The 16,808-nt window shown below is 74.9% G+C and carries 16 protein-coding genes; 5 read left to right on the forward strand and 11 right to left on the reverse strand.

The window, feature by feature from the left end; all coding sequences use genetic code 11:
- Positions 1-81: 81 nt before the first annotated feature.
- The 5 genes from C593_RS0121705 to C593_RS0121725 form a co-directional block, all read right to left on the reverse strand.
- Entirely contained in the window at positions 82-1,014 is a 933-nt protein-coding gene (locus tag C593_RS0121705; RefSeq protein WP_018849420.1) for a carbohydrate ABC transporter permease, read from the reverse strand.
- A complete protein-coding gene (locus C593_RS0121710) occupies positions 1,011-2,369 on the reverse strand; it encodes a carbohydrate ABC transporter permease (protein WP_018849421.1) in 1,359 nt (452 codons plus the stop codon). The genes C593_RS0121705 and C593_RS0121710 overlap by 4 nt, the downstream gene beginning before the upstream one ends.
- An 8-nt stretch (positions 2,370-2,377) precedes the next feature.
- Entirely contained in the window at positions 2,378-3,724 is a 1,347-nt protein-coding gene (locus C593_RS0121715) for an ABC transporter substrate-binding protein (protein WP_018849422.1), read from the reverse strand.
- 46 nt (positions 3,725-3,770) lie between these two features.
- Complete coding sequence (locus tag C593_RS0121720; protein ID WP_018849423.1) at positions 3,771-5,447, reverse strand: glycoside hydrolase family 13 protein; 1,677 nt, start codon at positions 5,445-5,447, stop codon at positions 3,771-3,773.
- 225 nt (positions 5,448-5,672) lie between these two features.
- Positions 5,673-6,947 carry an ABC transporter substrate-binding protein gene (locus C593_RS0121725; protein WP_026277938.1) on the reverse strand — a complete coding sequence of 425 codons (1,275 nt, stop codon included), beginning with the start codon at positions 6,945-6,947 and terminating at the stop codon, positions 5,673-5,675.
- Between the two features lie 202 nt (positions 6,948-7,149).
- Here C593_RS0121725 and C593_RS0121730 point away from each other — a divergent pair, with 202 nt between their 5' ends.
- From C593_RS0121730 to C593_RS0121745, 4 genes are all read left to right on the forward strand, one after another.
- Positions 7,150-7,656 carry a PadR family transcriptional regulator gene (locus C593_RS0121730; RefSeq protein WP_018849425.1) on the forward strand — a complete coding sequence of 169 codons (507 nt, stop codon included), beginning with the start codon at positions 7,150-7,152 and terminating at the stop codon, positions 7,654-7,656.
- Complete coding sequence (locus tag C593_RS0121735; protein WP_018849426.1) at positions 7,653-8,420, forward strand: ABC transporter ATP-binding protein; 768 nt, start codon at positions 7,653-7,655, stop codon at positions 8,418-8,420. Before C593_RS0121730 ends, C593_RS0121735 begins: the two co-directional genes overlap by 4 nt.
- 2 nt (positions 8,421-8,422) lie before the next feature.
- The gene (locus C593_RS0121740) at positions 8,423-10,756 is read left to right on the forward strand and encodes an FtsX-like permease family protein (RefSeq protein ID WP_018849427.1); all 2,334 of its coding nucleotides are present in this window, start codon (positions 8,423-8,425) and stop codon (positions 10,754-10,756) included.
- A 282-nt stretch (positions 10,757-11,038) separates the two neighbouring features.
- Positions 11,039-11,461, forward strand: a complete 423-nt coding sequence (locus C593_RS0121745; protein ID WP_018849428.1) for a DUF7144 family membrane protein — start codon at positions 11,039-11,041, stop codon at positions 11,459-11,461.
- A gap of 75 nt (positions 11,462-11,536) precedes the next feature.
- Here the strand turns inward: C593_RS0121745 and C593_RS0121750 are convergent, their stop codons facing one another.
- From C593_RS0121750 to C593_RS0121760, 3 genes are read right to left on the reverse strand one after another with little or no spacing between them, the layout of a single operon-like run.
- Positions 11,537-11,881 (reverse strand): STAS domain-containing protein, encoded by a 345-nt coding sequence (locus C593_RS0121750; protein WP_018849429.1) that lies wholly within the window; start codon positions 11,879-11,881, stop codon positions 11,537-11,539.
- Positions 11,868-12,956 carry a cobalamin-dependent protein gene (locus tag C593_RS0121755; protein WP_018849430.1) on the reverse strand — a complete coding sequence of 363 codons (1,089 nt, stop codon included), beginning with the start codon at positions 12,954-12,956 and terminating at the stop codon, positions 11,868-11,870. The genes C593_RS0121750 and C593_RS0121755 overlap by 14 nt, the downstream gene beginning before the upstream one ends.
- On the reverse strand, positions 12,953-14,656 hold the full coding sequence (locus C593_RS0121760; protein ID WP_018849431.1) for a PP2C family protein-serine/threonine phosphatase: 1,704 nt from the start codon (positions 14,654-14,656) through the stop codon (positions 12,953-12,955). Before C593_RS0121760 ends, C593_RS0121755 begins: the two co-directional genes overlap by 4 nt.
- Positions 14,657-15,081: 425 nt before the next feature.
- Here C593_RS0121760 and C593_RS0121765 point away from each other — a divergent pair, with 425 nt between their 5' ends.
- Positions 15,082-15,483 (forward strand): ATP-binding protein, encoded by a 402-nt coding sequence (locus tag C593_RS0121765; protein ID WP_018849432.1) that lies wholly within the window; start codon positions 15,082-15,084, stop codon positions 15,481-15,483.
- A gap of 111 nt (positions 15,484-15,594) precedes the next feature.
- On the opposite strand, the gene C593_RS0121770 is transcribed toward C593_RS0121765, so the two are convergent.
- The 3 genes from C593_RS0121770 to C593_RS0121780 form a co-directional block, all read right to left on the reverse strand.
- Positions 15,595-15,792, reverse strand: a complete 198-nt coding sequence (locus C593_RS0121770; protein ID WP_018849433.1) for a hypothetical protein — start codon at positions 15,790-15,792, stop codon at positions 15,595-15,597.
- 123 nt (positions 15,793-15,915) lie between these two features.
- Entirely contained in the window at positions 15,916-16,320 is a 405-nt protein-coding gene (locus tag C593_RS0121775) for an ATP-binding protein (RefSeq protein ID WP_018849434.1), read from the reverse strand.
- Positions 16,313-16,690, reverse strand: a complete 378-nt coding sequence (locus C593_RS0121780; protein WP_018849435.1) for an STAS domain-containing protein — start codon at positions 16,688-16,690, stop codon at positions 16,313-16,315. The genes C593_RS0121775 and C593_RS0121780 overlap by 8 nt, the downstream gene beginning before the upstream one ends.
- Positions 16,691-16,808: the final 118 nt, after the last annotated feature.

A 16,808-nucleotide genomic window follows, 5' to 3' on the forward strand; every position in this document is an offset into this window, starting at 1 on the left:
ATCTCGTGACGGGCGCCCGTCCGAACGCGGCCCGCTCCCCCGTGGGCGGGCCGCGTCCGGCGCGGGCCGCAAGGCGCCCGGCTATTTGACCGAGCCCGCCATGACCCCCTGGACGAAGTGCCGCTGGAAGGCGAAGAACACCACCAGGGGCACGATCAGGGAGAGGAAGGCGCCCGGGGCGAGGACCCCGATGTTGCTGCCGAACTGCCGCATCTGGGACTGGAGGGCGACGGTGAGCGGCTGGGAGCCGCTGTCCGCGAAGAGCAGCGCCACCAGCATGTCGTTCCACACCCAGAGGAACTGGAAGATCGCCAGGCTGGCCAGCGCGGGCCGGCCCAGCGGCAGCACCAGCCGGGAGAAGATCCGCCATTCCCCGCCGCCGTCCATGCGCGCGGCCTCCAGCATCTCCCGGGGGATCTCGGCGAAGTAGTTCCGCAGCAGGAAGACGGCGAACGGCAGCCCGTAGGCGACGTGGAAGAGGACCACACCGGGCACGGTCCCGAACAGTCCGAGGGCGCCGAAGAGCTTGGCGACGGGCAGCAGCCCGATCTGGACGGGGACGACCAGCAGCCCGACGACCACCAGGAAGATCCAGTCCCGGCCGGGGAACTCCAGCCAGGCGAAGGCGTACCCGGCGAGGGCGGCGATGCCGACGACCAGGGCCGTGGTGGGCACGGAGATGAGCACGGTGTTCCAGAACGCGTCGGTGATACCGGAGTCCGCGAGGAGGGCCGTGTAGTTGTCCAGGGAGAGCTGGGCCGGGTCCGTCAGGGCGGTCCACCAGCCCCCGGCGGCGTTGTCCCGCTCCGAGCGGAGGGAGGACAGCAGCAGGCCGGCGAGCGGGGTGATCCACACCAGGGCGACGACGGCCAGCAGGGCCTGGACGGCGGCGCTGTTCAGCCACCGGGTGAGGCCGCGCCGGCGCCGGGAGGGGCCGGCGGGGCTCTGTGCCGGGGGCCGCGGGGGCGGGGCGGCGGTGGCGCGGGGGCGTTCGACGGTGCCGGGTCCGCTCATGATCCGTTCCTCCGGAAGCGTCGCACATTGAAGATCATCGCGGGGACGACCAGCAGCAGGAGCAGCACGCTCAGGGCACTGCCGAGGCCCTGGTCGTTGCCGCCGCCGAAGGAGACCAGCCACATCCGGGTGGCGATCACCCCGGCGTCCTCCTGGACCGGCCCGGGGGCGATGATCCAGACCAGGTCGAAGACCTTCATCACATTGATGACGAGGGTGACGAAGACGACGGTGAGGACGGGAGCCAGCAGCGGGACGGTGATCCTCCGGAAGATCTGGCCCTCGCTCGCGCCGTCCATCCGGGCGGCCTCCAGGGCGTCGCGCGGGATGGCGGCGAGCCCGGCGCCGATCAGCACCATGGCGAAGCCGGTCCACACCCAGAGGTAGGCGCCGATGACGGCGGGGGTGACCAGGGCCGGGCCCAGCCAGTTGACGCCCTGGTAGGGGGCGGCGAAGTCCGATGCGGGGAGCCGGAAGGCGTACGCGCCGTCCGCGAGGCCCTCGAAGCGGAACGTGCCGTCGGCGGCGGTCGTGGTGGTGGCGACCGTCTTCCCGTCCCGCACCGCCTCCACGGTGAGGCCGGGCAGGCCCTTCTCGGCGGGGTCGATCTCGCCCCGGGTGCCGCCGCCGGGCGCGAAGTCGAGCCAGGCCACTCCCCCGATACCGGACGCCTCGGGGCGGGCGGCGGGCAGCGCGTCGGCGGGCACGTCCTCGGGGGCCACGCCGACGAAGCCGAGGGCGGCCGGGTCCCCGGGCCCGTGGGCGCGGTCGGTGAGGTAGGGGCCGCCGGGCTTCCCGGTCAGGCCCTCGCCCTCGCGGGCCCGGGCGGTGGGGTAGGCGGCCGGGTCCGCGAAGGTGTCGTGGACCCCGGTGACGACGGCGTTGAGCACACCGCGTTCCGGGTCCTGCTCGTAGGCGAGCCGGAAGACGATGCCCGCGGCGAGGAAGGAGACCGCCATCGGCAGGAAGAGGACCAGCTTGAACGCCGTGGCCCAGCGGACCTTCTCGGTGAGCACGGCGAGGACCAGCCCGAGGCCGGTCAGCAGCAGCGGGGCGATCACCACCCAGATGGTGCTGTTGCGGACGGCCTTGAGGGTGGCCGGGTCCCGGAAGATCTCGGCGTAGTTGGCGCCGCCCACGAAGCGGTCGCCGCTCGCGTCGAAGAGGCTGCGGCCGACGGAGAAGACGACCGGGTAGACGACGAGGGCGCCGAGGAGCAGCAGGGCGGGGAGGACGAAGAGGACGGCGACGAGGCGCTTGCGGCGCTGGGCGCGCCGCCTGCGGTCGGCGGCGGCGCGCGGGCCGGGCGCGGGAGCGGGGCTCCCGCGCCCGGCCGCCGGGGCGGTGGGGGCCATGGGGTGCCTCAGTTCCCGTACGCCTTGGCGGCCGCGGCCTCGAGCTTCGCGGCGGTGCCCTTCGGGTCGGACGGGTCGCGCAGGAAGTCCTGGAGGAGCTTCCACTGCCCGGCTCCCCTGGTCCCGCCGAAGGCGGCCGGGGCCTGGTCGGACATGTCGAAGCGGACCGAGTCGCCCGCGTCCACCAGGGACTCGGCGGTCTGCCGGGTGACGTCGTCGGCGTACGCGTCGGCGGAGACGTTCTTGTTGGGCGAGAGGAAGCCGCCCGCGCCCGCCCAGACCTCGGCGGCCTCGGGGGTGGCGAGGTATTCCAGGAGCTTCATCCCGGCGTCGGGGTTCTTCCCCTTCTTCAGGACCACGGCCGCGTCGCCGCCGCTGACGACGGGGGCCTGGCCGCCGCCGACCGCGGGGAACGGGAAGAACTTGGCGTCCTCGCCGGGGGTGCGGCCGAACTCGTCGCGGGCGACACCGCCGACGAAGTCGCCCTCGTAGACCATCCCGGCCTTGGGTGCGGGGCCGAAGACCTGCTCGACGGAGCCGGGGAAGTCGGTGCGCAGGGCGCCCTGGGGGCCGCCGGCGACGAGCTGCCGGTCCTTGAAGACCTCGCCGAGGGTGGTCAGCGCCGTGACCACGCTGGCGTCGGTCCAGGAGAGCTCGTGCCGGGCGAGTCTGTCGTACTTCTCCGGTCCGGCCTGGGAGAGGTAGATGTTCTCGAACCAGTCGGTGAGGGTCCAGCCGTCCTCGCCGGCTATCGCGAACGCCGGGCGGCCGGAGTCGGCGAGGGTGCGGCCGGTCTCCAGCAGCTCCTCGTAGGTGGCGGGCTCCTCGACGCCGGCCTGCGTGAACGCCTCGGGGTCGTACCAGACGGTCGACTTGTGGGCGGCCTTGAAGTACAGGCCGTAGTAGGTGCCGTCGACCGAGCCGTACTCCTTCCAGACCGGGGCGAGGCCGTCCGTGGCGCTCTTCTCGGCCGTCTTGGACAGGGGCTGGAGCCAGCCCTCGGCGGCGAACTGCTTGAGCACGCCGACCTGCGGGACCATCACCACGTCGGGGGCGTTGCCGCCCTCGATCTTGCTGCCGACGAAGGTGGAGACGTTGTCGCCGGAGGGGACGAAGACGGTCCTGGCGCCGGTCTTCTCGGTGAAGGCGTCCAGCACCTTCTTGAAGTTCTTCTGCTCGCTGCCGGTCCACACACCGGCGACGGTGACGGTCTCGCCGCTGAGTTCACCGCCGCCGGCGGGGGTCGCGTTCCCGCCGCAGGCGGTCGCGGTGAGGGCGACGGCGGCGAGGGCGGCCGCGGCGGTGAGGGTGCGGTTGCGGCGGGCGTGGCCGGCGCGCTGGTCGGGTCGTGGCATGGTCCGGGTCCTTCCGGTAGGGGTGGGAGGGGGTCGGGGGCGGGGCTCAGGCGTGGTCGGCGGTCCACCAGGCGGCGGTGGCGCCGGGGAGCAGCCCGTCGGGGCAGGGGCCGCTGGCGAGCAGCGGGGTGGCGGCGAGGGGCGCGGGGACGGTCTCGGTGCCGAAGTTGACCGCGCAGATCAGGCCGTCGCCCCGGGCCATCGCGAGCACCTGGGGCGGGGCGTCGAGCCACCGGAGTGTGCCCTCGCCCAACTGGGGCAGGGAGCGGCGCAGTTGGAGGCCCTCGCGGTAGAGGTGCCAGAAGGAGCGGGTGTCGGCGAGGGCCCGGTCGGTGGCGTGGGCGGCGAACCAGTCGGGCTGCGGCAGCCACGGCCGGGCGCCGGCCTCGCCCTGGCTGAAGCCGAACGGGGAGGCGTGTCCGGACCAGGGCAGCGGGACGCGGCAGCCGTCCCGGATGCGCCGGCGGCTGCCGGTGCGGCGGAAGATGGGGTCGGTCAGCACCTCGTCGGGCAGGTCGAGGACCTCGGGGAGGCCGAGTTCCTCGCCCTGGTAGACGTAGGCGGCGCCGGGGAGTGCGAGCATCAGCATGGCGGCGGCCCGGGCGCGGGCGGCCCCCAGTCCGCTGCCCTCGACACCGGGTTCACCGGCGTAGCGGGTGACGGTGCGGACCTGGTCGTGGTTGTTGAGGACCCAGGTGACGGTGGAGCCGGTGCCGGCGATGTCCCGCATGGCCTCGTCGATGACGGCGCGGAAGGCGGTGGCGTCCCAGGGGGCGCTGAGCAGGTCGAAGAAGAACGCCTGGTGCAGCTCGTCGGGGCGCACGTACTGGGCGTGCTCGCGGGCGGTGGGGACGGAGACCTCGCCGACGAGGAGCCGGTCGCGGCCGTCCCGGGCCGCGTACTCGTCGGCGACGGCCCGCCAGCGGCGCCACACCCCGTGGACCTCGGGCTGGTTCCAGGCGAGCGGGTTGACGGAGTCGCGGCTGCGTTCGTCGGCCTCGGGGTCGTCGGAGTCGGGCAGGTCGGGGTGCTTGTAGAGGCCGGCCGCGACATCGATCCGGAAGCCGTCGACGCCCCGGTCGAGCCAGAAGCGGAGCACCTCCTCGAAGTCGTCCCCGACGCGCGGGTCACGCCAGTTGAGGTCGGGCTGCTCGGGCGTGAAGAGGTGGAGGTACCACTCGCCGGGCTCGCCGCCGGGGCCGGTGGTACGGCTCCAGGCGGGGCCGCCGAACATGGCCCGCCAGTTGTTGGGCGGCAGGTCGCCGCCGGGGCCGCGGCCGGGGGCGAAGTGGAAGCGGGCCCGTTCGGGGGAGCCGGGAGGGGCGCCGAGGGCGGCGCGGAACCAGGGGTGCTCGCTGGAGCAGTGGTTGGGGACGATGTCGAGGAGGAGCCGCAGGCCGAGGCGGTGGGCGTCGGCCACCAGGCGGTCGAACCCGGCGAGGTCGCCGTAGACCGGGTCGACGTCGCGGTAGTCGGCGACGTCGTAGCCGTGGTCGTGCTGCGGGGACGGGTAGAACGGGCTGAGCCAGATGCCGTCGACGCCGAGTTTGCGCAGGTAGGGCAGTCCGGCACGGACGCCGGCGAGATCGCCGATGCCGTCGCCGGTGCTGTCCAGGAAGCTGCGGACGTAGACCTGGTAGATCACCGCGTCCCGCCACCAGGCGTCGGCGCCGGGGGCGTTGCGGGAGGGATGGCCGGTACCGGCCGCAAGGGTGCTGGGCATCTCGCGTCGACCTGTTTCTGCTGGATGCGAGGGGCGCACTCGATCGGAGCGCCGCGTTATGCATGCATGTTAAGTAGCAGCGACGGAAGGGTGTCAACGATGTGTCGTGAAAACGCCGTAAACTGGAGCTGTTTACCCCGATTTGTTCATGATCCAAAGGCTGCAACACACCTCGACCCCTACCTAACACGTAAGTAGAGGGTCGAGGGCGGACGGAAAGAGGGCTCAGCCCCGGCGGGAGATGGCGGCCAGTTCGCGGGCCAGGCGGGCGACCGCCTCGCCGGGGGTCTGCCGCAGGGTCATCACGTCCTGCGCGACCGCCTGCACGGCCAGGCTCACCTGGTCGTAGCGGGGGCTCTTGGGGCGGGGCACGGCACTCAGCACGCTCTGCCGCAGCGTGGGCAGATACGGATACGCGCGCACCAGGGCCGGGTCCTCGTACAGATCCGCCCGCACCGGCGGCAGCGAGCCCTCGGTGAGCACCCGGCGCTGCACGGTCTCGCCGGTCAGGTGCGCGATCAGGTCGGCGGCCGAGGCGGGATGGCGGGCATGGCTGCTGACCGCGAGGTTCGACCCGCCGAGAACGCTGGTGCCCGGCCCGCCGGGCCCGGGCAGCGGCACCGCGCCGAACCGGCCGGCGACCGGGGAGCCCTCGGCCGCCGCGTCGGCGTACACATAGGGCCAGTTGCGCAGGAAGAGGAGCCGGCCCTGCTGGAACGCCCGGCGGGACTCCTCCTCCTTCCAGTGCAGCGCCTCGCGGGGAATCCAGCCCTGGCGGACCCCGTCGGCCAGGAAGCCGAAGGCGGCGCGAGCCGCCCGGGAGTCGACGCTGACCCGGTCCCCGTCGTCCCGGAGGATCGATCCGCCCGCTGAGTGCACCGCCTCGGTCGCGTTCACCGTGAGGCCCTCGTAGGGCAGGAACTGGCCGCCGTAGCCGTCGAGTCCGTGCCGGGGAGCGACCTCGCGCGCCTGGCGGGCCAGTTCCTCCCAGGTGCGCGGCGGATCCAGGCCCTCGCGCTCCAGGACGTCCTCGCGGTAGTAGAGCAGCCCCGCGTTGGTCACATACGGCACGGCGTAGAGGCGCCCGCCGAAGGTGGCGGTGTCCACCACCGGGCTCAGGAAGGCGTCGAGCTCGAAGCGGTCCCGCTCCAGCGGCGCTATCCACTTCGCGGCGGCGAACTCCGAGGTCCAGGCCACATCGATGTTCAGCACGTCGAACCGGTCACTGCCGGAGCGCAGTTCGCTGATCATCTGCGCCCGGGTCTCGTCCGCCGACTCGGGCAGCTCGACGAGGGTGACCCGCTCGTCGGGGTGCTCCTCGTTCCACTCCTCGATCAGCGGCGGGAGATAGCCGGTGAGGTCACCGGCCGTCACCAGCGTCATCGGGCCACGCGCCCCCGCATCCGCCGCGGCGCCTCCGGGCACCCCGGCGCCCGCGTGCGCTGCGAGCAGAACCGCCGCGACCAGGAGACCCCTACCCGCGGCACGCATCCACCGCATAGGTTTCCTCCCGGTACGCGATCCGGCTGCGCCGCCGAACGTCGTGGCCTATATATACCGGTTAGGCATGGGCGATACTAGGGGGTGTCCGTACCTCGCCCGAAGGCGCAGGCGGGCGGAGCGTGGCGTCGAACCGTACGGCCACCGGACGCCAACAGGAAACGCCAACAGGAAACTACGCAGCGGGAGAGAGGGGGAGCGCGTGCGGCTGCCGCTCCTGGCACTGCTCACCCGCGGTCCCGCGCACGGGTACGAGTTGAAACAGGACCTTGAGAAGCTCCTGGGCGCCGCGTACCCTCAGCCGAACGTCGGCCAGGTGTACGTCACCCTCGGCCGGCTGGAGAAGAGCGGTCTGATCGACGGCGAGGACGTCGAGCAGTCGGGCCGGCCCAACAAGCGCACCTACCGGCTGACCGAGGCCGGGCGCGAGGCGGTGCTGGCCTGGTTCGAGGAGACCACCGACGAGCCGCGGGTGCGCGACGAGTTCTTCATGAAGCTCGCCCTCGCCCCCGAGTCGGGTCTCGCCGATCCGGTCGCCCTGATCAACCGGCAGCGGCGGCAGTATCTCAACACCATGCGGAGCCTGTCGAAGCTCGCCGCCGCCGAGGACCGGGACAACACGGTCTCCCAGCTGCTGATCGAGGGCGCCATGCTGCATCTGCAGGCCGATCTGGACTGGCTGGAGCGCTGTCAGGAGGAGCTGGAGTGAGCAAGGCCCCGGCCGGGGGCGAGGCACCGCCCATCGTGCGGGCCGAGCAGCTGGTCAAGACCCACCACGGGGAGGGCACGCCGGTGCACGCGGTGCGCGGCGTGGACCTGACCGTGCGGCCGGGCGAGTTCGTCGCCGTCACCGGTCCCTCCGGAGCCGGCAAGTCCACCCTGCTGCACCTCGTCGGCGGCCTCCAGCGCCCCGACAGCGGAAAGCTCTGGCTCGACGGGGAGCGCGTCGACACCTACCGCGAGGCCCGCTGGGCCCAGCTGCGCCGCCGGCGGATCGGCATCGTCTTCCAGTTCTTCAACCTGGTCTCCAACCTCACCGTCGCGGACAACGTCGAACTCCCCGCCCTGCTGGCCGGGGCCTCCCCCGCCGCCGCCCGCGCCTCGCGCGCGGAACTGCTGGCCGAACTCGGTCTGGAAGGCCGCGAGCGGGCCGTGCCCGGAGAACTGTCCGGCGGCGAACAGCAGCGCGTCGCCCTGGCCCGGGCCCTGGTCAACCACCCGGCCCTGCTGCTGGCCGACGAACCGGCGGGCAGCCTGGACAGCAAGGGCACCCGCGAGGTCCTGCGGCTGCTCTCCCGCTTCCACGCCCGCGGCCAGACGGTCCTGATGGTGACCCACGACGCCCGGATGGCCAGCGCCGCCGACCGTGTGATCAGCTTCTTCGACGGGCGGACAGCCGACGACGCCGAGCTGGGCGGCGCCGGCGGCGCCACCCGGGGTGGCGTGTCCGGCGTGCTCGAACTGCGGGACTGAGCGTGCGGGCGACGCTGCGCTGGGCGCACGCCGACCTCCGCGCGCACCGCGGCGAGGCCCTGTTCGTGGTCCTCGCGAGCGCCGGGATCATCGCCTCCCTGCTGCTGGCGGGCGCCCTGTTCGGGTACGCGGCCAACCCCTGGCAGCGGGTCTTCAACCAGTCGCAGGGCGCCCACATCTGGCTGCACACCCGCGCCGGCGCGGACACCGCGGCCCTCTCCCGCCTCGACGGCGTCGAGGCGGTGTCCGGCCCCTTCCGCACCGCGACGGTGACCGCCACCGCCCGGGGCGCGCGCGCCGGGGTGGAGCTGCGCGCCACCGGGACCGAGCCGCCTCAGACCGCCCGGCCGCTGCTCACCGGCGGCTCCTGGCTCAGCGGGCGGACCGGCGCGGCGGAGGTCGTGCTGGAGCGGTCGGTCGCCGCCGCGCTGTGGGCCGCGCCCGGCGACACCGTACGGATACCCGGCCGCGACGGCTCCCCGCTCGCGCTGCGGGTCGCGGGGGTCGCCGAGGCGGCGGAGCCCCGGTACCGGCCGGGCGGTGACCCGGGGACCGGATGGGTGCTCCCGGGCGTTCTCGACCGGATCACCGCGGGCCCCGGGGCGGGCGGGGCGGCCGGGGAGCAGACGACCGGGCTGCGGCTCGCCGACCCCGCCGACACCGACTTCACCGTCCAGCGGGCCGTGACCCTGCTGGGCGCGGACCGGGTCGCCCAGGTCACCAAATGGCAGCAGGCCCGGGCGGAGGCGGGTGGTGACGACCGGCTCCTCGGGCAGCTCTTCGCCGTCTTCGGCCTGGGCGCGCTGCTCAGCGCCGCGCTCGCCGCCTCGGGCGCGGTCGCCGCGCGGGTGCGCGGGCAGCTGCGGGACATCGCCGTCCTCAAGGCCGTGGGCTTCACCCCGGGCCAGGTCGTGCGGGCGTTCCTGGTGCAGCATCTGGCCTTCGCGCTGCTCGGGGTGGCCCTGGGCACGGCGGCGACGGCCGTCCTCGGGCCCCGGATACCGGGCCGCATCGGGGACGCCGTGGCCGTCTGGCAGGACCTGCCGGGCCATACGGCGCTGATGACCGGGGTGCCGGCCGGGGCGGTGCTGCTGATCGCGGCCGCCACCTCGCTGGCCGCCTGGCGGGCGGGCAGGGTGCCGCCCGTCCCGGTGGCGCGCGCCGCGTTCCCGGCCGCCGCGCCGATGACCGCCCTCGGCCGGCGGGCCCTGGGGCTGCGGGTGCCGCCCGCCCTGGTGCTGGGCTGGCGGGCGGCCTTCCCGCTGCGGGTACGGACCCTGCTGCCGGTGCTGCGCCTCGCCCTGCCGCTGGTGCTGATCACGGCCGCGCTGGTCGCCTGGTCCACCCTGGACCAGTTCCGCGACCGTCCGGAGCGGATGGGCCTGCCCGCCGCCCTGACGGTCCGCGCCGAAGCGCCCGGTACGGCCTCGGACGCGGAGCTGGCCCGGCTGCTGACCCGGACGCCCGGCGTCGCGGCCGCCCACCCGGGTGCGGAGACGGCGGCGCTGGTGCCGGGCCAGACGGGCACCGTCACCCTGCGCGGCCTGGGCACCGCCGCGGCCCCGTACCCCTCCGCCGTCGCCGAGGGCCGCGCCCCGAGCGGCCCGGACGAGGCGGTGGCCGGTCAGGGACTGCTGGACCTGCTCGGGGCCGAGGTCGGGGACTGGGTGCGGATGACGGTCGGCGGGCGGCCCCAGCTGCTGCACATCGTCGGGCGCAGCATCGAGCCGGACGCGGCCGGGCGGGTCGCCGTCACCTCCATCGACACCCTGCGGGAGCGCGATCCGGAGCTGCGGACCGGCTTCCACGCGCTGGTCCTGCGGCCGGGCGCGGACCCCCGCGCGGTGGCCGGGGAGCTGTCCGGGGCGACCGGGGGCGCGCTGGAGATCCGGGAGACCTCCAACCCCGCGGACCGGCTGGAACCGGCGCGGGCGGTGATCACGGCCGTGGTCGGGGTGCTGGCCCTCATCGGCCTGATCGAACTGCTCACCCTGATCGGCACCGGGGTGCGGGACCGGGGGCGGGACCTGCTGGCGCTGAAGGCGATCGGGCTCACCCCGCGCCAGATCGGCGCGGTGATCGTGACGGCCGCGGCGCTCACCGCGCTGGCCGCGGCGGTCCTCGCGGTGGGCGCCGGCGTCGTGTCGGGCAGCTGGCTGGTGGACGCGCAGGCCCGCGCGAGCGGTATGGGCGCGGGTGTCGCCCGGGCGCCCTCGGGGGTGGTCCTGGCGGGGGTCGCGGCGGCGGCCGTCCTGGGCGCGGCCGCGGCGGCGGCGCTCCCGGCGACCCGCGCGGCGCGGCGTCGGCTGGCGGACTCGCTGAGCGAGACCCTCTGAGGCGGTCCGTCCCGGCCGCCGCCGGCGCCTGCCCGGCGCGCGCCCTCGCGTGATTCCGCACGGTGGCGGCCCGCCCCGGTCCCGTCCGGCCGTCACGCGCGTCCGGGGACCGGCCCGAGCCCGCGGCGGCGGCCGGGGCGGCACCTTTCGCTTCACCCGTTCGGGCGTATCCCGGTCGCCGCGCTCACCCGATCGGCCCACACTGGGACTCGGCAACGAGGAGGTGGCCCGGACGGGCCCCTCCCACGGGGCGACCGGCGTCCCGTGCGCCCGGAGGTTCCCATGTCCCAGCAGACGACTTCACGTGGCTCGGGTTCCGCCGGGCCCAACTCGTGGGCGGCCGGCGGCAGTGTCTTCGCCGGTGTGCTCCTCCTCGTCGACGGTCTGATCAACATCTTCAAGGGCATCGCCGGCATCGCCCAGGACGATGTCTACGCGCGGCTCGGGCAGTACGTCTTCAAGTTCGACGTCACGTCGTGGGGGTGGATCCTGCTGATCCTCGGCGTGGTCCTGCTCGCCACCGGCTGGGGCATCCTCAGCGAGGCGCCGTGGGCCCGGGGGCTCGGCGTGGGCCTCGCGTCCCTGAGCCTTGTGCTCAACTTCATGTGGCTGCCGTACGTGCCGGTGTGGGCGATCGTCTCCATCGCCATCGACGTCTTCATCATCTGGGCGCTGTGCACGGACCGGCCCTCGCGGTCGCACTGAGCGGTACAGCGGCACTCAGCGGTACCGAGCGGCAGCGGGCCCCGACGGGCGGCGGGCAGGCGGCGGGAACGCGCGTCAGCCGCCGCCCGTCAGGTGCTCCCGGGTGCCGGTGAGGTCCAGGAGCCGGTCCAGGTGCTCCGGGCGTCCGTCGAGCCACAGGGCCGCGCCCGCGTCCCCGGTCAGCCGGCGGATCATCAGCAGGGCCGACAGGCCCATCGAGTCGATCACGCCCAGGCCGGAGAGGTCCAGGCGCAGGGCGGCCGGGCCGGGGTGGCCGGCCAGCGCGCTGCGGACCAGGGCGAGGACGTCGGGACTCGTCTCGTGGTCCAGATCCCCGTCCACGGAGAGGACGAGGGTGCCGGGCGGGTCCTCCCGGAGTGCGAGCGCGAGCGGGAGGGGCTGGGGGTCATGCGGGTTCATTCCGGCTTCCGGGTACGCGGGCCGCCAGCGCGGTGCGGCCGTGGTCGAGCAGGGAGAGGGCCCGGGGGAAGTCCTTGAGCTGCCCGGTGAGCGAGTCCAGGGTGAGGACCAGCGAGCGGGCGGGGACGCCGCGGTGGGTGAGGATGTCGGCGGTCCACAGCAGGAAGCGGGTGAAGGCGCCCGGGTCGTCGACGTACAGGCCGATGGCGAGGAAGCCCACGATGTGGCCGATGTCGTCGGCGGTCTGTTCGCGCTGGAACTCCGTGTAGCCGCGCATCGCCGGAAAGCGGTGCTCCAGGTCGGCGAGGGTGTCCCCGACAAGCCGGTAGCGGCTGCGCGTGACCAGGGTGTACTCCTGGTCGGCGAGGTGCGGAAGGTCCTCGACGGGCTGGTGCACGTTCACCGGCGCGGGCCGGTCCACGCCCCGGGCGACGAGCGCGGCGGCGGCGCGGGCGTCGGGAGCCCAGGCGTCCGCGGCGAGCTGGTGCGCGTACCGTCCGTCCGGGCCGAACGCGGCCCCGCCGACGACCACCGGCACGCCCACGGCCTGGCAGGCGCTGATCGCCGTGTGCGCGGTGGGCAGGTGCAGGGGGATGGACGCGGACAGCAGGACGGCTGCCGGGTTGGTCCGGTGCAGATGGGCGATGAGGTGCGGGGTGGGCACCTGCGCGCCCAGGAAGTCGACGTGCCAGCCGCGCAGCCGCAGCACCTCGGCGAGCAGCCGCGCCGGGAGGGCGTGCCACTCGCCGTCGACGCAGGCCACGGTCAGCCGTCCGGCGGGCGCCCCGTCCCGGGTGCGCCCGAGTTCGCGGGAGAGGGCGCCGACGACGCGTTCGTTGATGGCGGTGGCGGCGTGCTCCTGGGCCACGGTCAGCCGGTTCGCCGCCCATTCCGCCCCGACCCGGGCCTGCACGGCGCCGACCACGTCCAGCAGGAGGTCCTCCGGGTCGGCGCCGTCCGCGAGGGCGCCGAGGAGGGTGTCGGCCGCGCCCGCCTCGTCGCCGTCGACGACGTGGGTCCACAGCCGGTCGGTGAGGGCGGCGGGGGTGCGGGGGTCGGAGGTCGTGACGGTCATGCGCCCCGCCTGCCCACTCCTGTGCCACCCACCGCGTCCCGTGGGCGGCCGCGCTGCGGCACGGCGGGGGCGGTGACGGCGAGGACGGCCATGTCGTCGTGCCGGCCGCCGCCGTTCCACTGGGTGGCGAGCATCTGGACGCGTTCGACGACGGCCTCGGCCGGCAGTCCCGCGCACTCGGCCAGCGCCCGGCGCAGCCGGGACTCGCCGAACAGGGCGTCACCGGTCGGCCCGCCGCGGGCCTCCGTGATGCCGTCGCTGTAGAGGAGGCACGTCTCCCCCGGCGCGAGGACGAACTCGGCCGTCTCGGCGGTGACTTCGGGCAGGGCGCCGACGAGGGTGCCCCGGGTCGGCACCGCCTCCACGGTGCCGTCCACGCGGACGACGAGGGGCGCGGGGTGCCCAGCGCTGGTGGCCCGGACCCGGACGCCGTCGTCGCGGCGGGTCACCGAGGCCAGCACCAGGGTGGCGAAGCGGGTGTGATGCGCCGTCAGCAGGGCGCTGTTGAGCAGTTCGAGGATGCGCCCGTGGTCGTCGGTGAGCGGCAGCAGGGCCTGGAGGACATGGCGGATCTTGCCGGTGAGGACCGCCGCGTCCAGGCCCTTGCCGCAGACGTCGCCGAGCACGGCGAGGGTCTCGTCGTCCGGGCCGGGGCCGGGGTGCACGTCGTAGAAGTCGCCGCCGACGCGCTCGCTGTCGAGACCGGCCCGGTAGCCGCCGGCGAACTCCACGCCGTGGACGTGGGTGAGGGTGGGCGGCAGCAGGTCGCGCATCAGGGTGCGGGTGATCCGCGACTGCTCGGCGTACATCCGGGCCGCGGACAGGGCGACCCCGGCGCGGGCGGCGAAGAGCCGGGCGAACGCCTCCTCCTCGTCGGTGAACGCGCCCCGGTCGCCCCGGCGCAGCAGCACGATCACGCCCGCCGGGACGCCGTGTCCGGGCAGCGGGGTGATCACCACCGAGCCGATCGGTCCGGCGAAGCCGTCCGGGACGGCCCAGGAGGGCACCAGGGAGGGGTCGATCCAGCGGGACGGCACCGGCGGGAACCCCTGGAGGGCCTCGCTGAGCCCCGGCAGGACCCGGGGGTCGACGGAGAGGACGGTGTGGGTGACCGGACCGCCCTGGTGGCAGTGGGCCACGGGGTAGCGGCGGCCGCGCGCGGGGGCGATCAGGAGCGCCGCGTCGGCGAGATGCGTGGCGGCCATCCGCACGGTGACGTCCATGCAGCGTTCCACGTTGAGCGAGGAGAGCAGCGCGTCGGAGATCTCCGCGAGCAGGGCGGTGCGGGCCCGTTCCTCGCGCAGGGCCTCCTCGGCGCTCTCCCGTTCGGTCTCGTCGGCCAGCCACCACACCGTCCGGCCGTCCCCGGTGCTCCCGCGGCGGGCCGCGTAGGCGCGGTCGCCGAGGCGGCCGCGCAGGACCTGGTCGACGGCGGCGGGCGAGGCCGGTCCGGCCTGCTCGGCGGGGCCGGGGACACGGGGCGGCACAGGCGCCTGGCGGGCCTCGCCCAGCCAGGCTGGGACGGCGTCGCGCAGCGGCCGGCCCGGCTCGGCGCCGGGCAGCACCTCACGGGCCGCCGGGTTGACGGCGACGAGGACTCCGTCGGGGTCGGTGATCAGTACGGGACAGGGTGCGGCTCCCCAGACCTCGTGCGCGTCCCAGGGACGCACCGCCGGAGGGGAGCCCTTGCTACCGGTCATCAGAAGGGGCCACGCACCGTGCGCACCCCACCACCTTCCGCCTGGAGGACATTGGTCATGACACCGTCCCGCAGGCGGGCGGCCGGTTGCAACCCGCCGCGTCTCCCGGGCCGCCGGGTCCACGCCCGCCGGGCACCCGGGCGCCGCGGGCCGGTTTGCTCACGCGACCACGGGCAACACGCATCAACGTACACGAGCCCGGCGGGGCGGAGTTGCCGCACCGTCCGCCCGCCGGGCCGCCCGACAGGCGGCTCCGCGCCGCTGTGTCCCGGGCCCGGGAGGGGCCCGGCCGCACCGCCGGCCGCACCGCGGACGCCCAGGAGCGTGTGAATCCCGTTCGCCTCAGCGACCGCTCGCCCGTGCGCCGCCGTGCGCGACGGGACCAGGGGCGAGGAGGAGGACGGGCCAGGACGGAGGAGGGCAGGATGACCACGGAACACTTCGCCACGGGCCACAGGCAGCAGCCCGCCACCGCAGCGGAGGCACGCGGGCAGGTGAGCGAGTTGCTCGTCTCGGCACTCGGGGCGGTGGGCACCGGCAGCGAGGCGGACGTGGCGGTCGCCGACGCCCTGCTCGTGACCTCCGAACTGGTCACCAACGCCCTGCGCCACGGCGGCGGCGTGGCGGCCTTCGCGACCAGGCTCACGGGGGACGCCGTGCACATCTGTGTGACCGACCGCTCCCCGGAGCTGCCGCAGGCCCCGGCCGCGCCCGGACTGCGGCCCGGCGGCTTCGGCTGGGCCCTGGTGCGCCGCCTGAGCCGGGACGTGACGGTCACACCCGTCGACGGCGGCAAGACGATCTGCGCGGAGATCGCACTCCTCTGAGCCCCCTCGGGAACCGCATCGGGAACCGCATCGCGCGTCCCGGAAGCCGGCCGTCCCACCCGCTGTCGGTGGTGGCGGCCGGCTTCCGGGACGCGCGGGACTCTCCTGTGGTCAGCGGACCTCACCCCCCGCCGCCTGCCCCGTCCCGCCCGCGCTCCGGGCGCCGGGGGCGAGGGGCAGCGGCGCAACCGGCGGCACTCCGCGCGGCGGGCGAGGGGCGCTGGTGGCCCGCATGTACTCCTCGTAGCGGTCCAGGAGCACGACCAGGCCGAGCAGGAGCGGGGGTATGAGAAGGGCGACGACTGTCACGGAGGACCTCCCGAGGACGCGATTGCTTGTCCGGTGTTCTCCGTGTTGCCGCCCCGGACGTCCGCAAGACCCGCCGGATGTGAATACCGTGTGACCGTTCTGGCGCACCGCGTCGCCCGGGGCTCACGTCAGGGGCAGCCGCACCCGGACCGTCTTGCCGCCCGGGGTCTCTGCGATCTCGACGGAGACCGCCAGGCTCAGCACCAGCGGCCAGCCGTAGCCGCCTATGCGCGGACGGATGTCCGGGTCCGCCACCACGGGCCTGGCCGGGCTGCGGTCGGTGACGGCGAGGACGAGCACGCCGCCGGCCACCTCGGCCGTGAAGCCGGTGGCCCCGCCGCCGTGGCGCACCGCGTTGGTGACGATCTCCGAGGTGACCAGCAGGGCGTCGCCGACCGCCCGGGGCACCGCCCCGGGCGCTCGGGCCGCCAGCAGCTCGCGGACCCGGCGGCGGGCCCCGGCGGCGGTCACCGTGGTGGTACGGAGTCCCGGGTCCGGTTCGCCCGGGGCCGGGAGGGTGTCAGTCACCGCGCGCCCCGGGGAGCTCGCCGAGCACGGCGTCGAGCCCCGCGACGATCTCGAAGAAGCCTGCCGTGCCCGTCACGTCCAGCAGCCGGGTCACGGTCTCGCCGAACGGCCCGGCGAGGACCATCCGGCGTCCGGCGGCCCGGTGGCCCCGCTGCGCGGTGAGCAGGACGTGCAGCATCGTGGAGTCGGCGAAGCCGGTCCCGGACAGGTCGACCACCGTGACCCGCCCGGGGACGCGCGCCGCCTCCACGAGCACGCGCTCCAGTTCCGGCGCGCTGTCCATGTCCACGTCGCCGCGGACGGCCACGACCCGGACCGTTTCGTCCGGTCCCGCTTCGGTGGCCACCACCGTCAGTGTGTTCTCCGCCATCCTTGTCACTGTTTCCCGTCGTCCCGGCCGCCGCTGTGCGCGCTGGTGCGCTTCCGGCATCCTGCGTGTGGTTCCGGCATCTTCTGCCCCGAGGACAGTCCGTGATCCCGGTCGAATG

This window comes from Streptomyces sp. CNT372, from assembly GCF_000377145.1.